The following is a 1,815-nucleotide window of genomic DNA, read 5'->3' as shown; positions in this document are numbered from 1 at the left end:
TCTGCTTTTTCTGAATTTTAAGCTGAAGAAGGAAGAAAGAAGAAGGAAGAGGGAAAAATACTGCTTTTTCTGAATTTTAAGCTTAAAATTCAGAAAAAGCAATATTTTTCCCTCTTCCTTCTTCCCTCTTACTTCTTCAGCTTAAAATTCAGAAAAAGCAATATTTTTCCCTCTTCCCTCTTCCTTCTTCCCTCTTACTTCTTCAGCTTAAAATTCAGAAAAAGCAATATTTTTCCCTCTTCCTTCTTCCCTCTTCCCTCTTCCTTCTTCAGCATTCAATAAAACGACTATAAGCGACACTTGCTTCATCTATTTTTCCTTGCTTTGCTAAAGCATCTCCTAAATTTTTATGAAATAAAGGTGAGGTGGGATTGAGATTTATTGCTTGCTCAAAAACATAGATTGCCTCTTCTAATTCCCCCACTTTTGTTAAAGCTTCTCCTAAATAGTTGTAAGCTAAATCTAACTTGGGATTAATTTCAATAGTACGACGGTAAGAGGCGATCGCTTCTGACCATCTTTCTTTTTTTGCCAAAACTATTCCTAAATTTAGATAAATCTCTGGATTATTTTTCTCTATTTCTAAGGCAAGTTGATATTCATAAATTGCTTGCTGAATATCGCCTTGCTCTGTCAATATTTTGCCTAAATTAAAATGAATTTCTGGATTTTCTGGTTCAGTTATTAGGGCAATTTGATAAAAAATAATTGCAGAGCTTAATTTATTTTTTCTAAATAAGATATTAGCTAAACGACAACATATTTCTGGATGATAGGGTTGAGTTTCTAAGATTTTATGGTAGTTGCTTTCATTCTGAGGATCGTAATCTATTGCTTGACGATAATGACTCAATGCTGCTGTTAAATTATCCTGATAACGCTGCCGAAAAATATCCCCTAAATTTTCATACACTTCTGTTAAATTTGGTTGTAATTTTATAGCTTTTTGGTAACTGAAGATCGCCTCATCCCACTGCTTTTGTCGAGAGTATAAATTACCAATCATTTTGTATAATTCAGCTAAGTTTGGCTGAATTTTTAATGCCTTAAAATACCAATTAATTGCAGCTTTTAAATTACCTTGAATTTCTAAAGCATTTCCCACAGTCTGATAAGCTGGAATAAAGTCTGGTTTTACCTCTATAATTTGATGACACAGAGCGATCGCTCTATCCATTTTACCTTGGGCCAAATATTCTCTGGCTTTTTGGTGTTTTTCTACTACATTCACAGTTAAGTATAGATTTTTTCATACTTGACTATATTAAGCTAAAGTATGTTGCAAATTCAAAGATTATTTATCAAACAAATCTCGGACAATCTTTTGTACTATGTTGGTTTTTGTGAGATACCTAGTTAATAATATATGTAAGCATTTCCTGTGGAATGCTGCGCAAACAGCTATTAGCGGTCAGTTCATCCTACGGAATGCTACGCAAACAGCTTTTTAATGAATGAAGCAAACATTAGTTTAACTTCTACTACATTTTCAACTCTATAAAGCTGATAGTTGACTGCTGAATGCTTGGCAATATATTTTGGATAACATATCTAGTTAAGACTTTTGGTAGTAATTTGATCGAGATTTAGATATATACTAATTTCATTTGAGTTGCGTAAAAAACATGGTCGCTTTTAGGCAAAAAGTCAAAGGCAAGAGGCAACAAGTAAGAAGGTTTTCTGGACTTTTTAATGTTAGTAAATAACCAATTATTGTTTGACATCACATCCCGTTAATTCGGTATAAAAAAATGTTTCATCTTCAGGTAGAGCAAAAATATTTCTAAATTCTTTTTCCTCCTGACTCCTGATTCC

General features: G+C 32.8%; 1 protein-coding gene. It reads right to left on the bottom strand.

The genetic code is table 11. The features are described from left to right. Positions 1–268: 268 nt before the first annotated feature. On the bottom strand, positions 269–1,231 hold the full coding sequence (locus F6K13_RS31415; protein WP_124142702.1) for a tetratricopeptide repeat protein: 963 nt from the start codon (positions 1,229–1,231) through the stop codon (positions 269–271). Positions 1,232–1,815 lie beyond the last annotated feature (584 nt).

This window comes from Okeania sp. SIO2B9 (assembly GCF_010672505.1).
Lineage (GTDB): Bacteria > Cyanobacteriota > Cyanobacteriia > Cyanobacteriales > Microcoleaceae > Okeania > Okeania hirsuta.
Note: the sequence above shows the minus strand (reverse complement) of the source record. Positions and strands in the feature narration are given on the sequence as shown.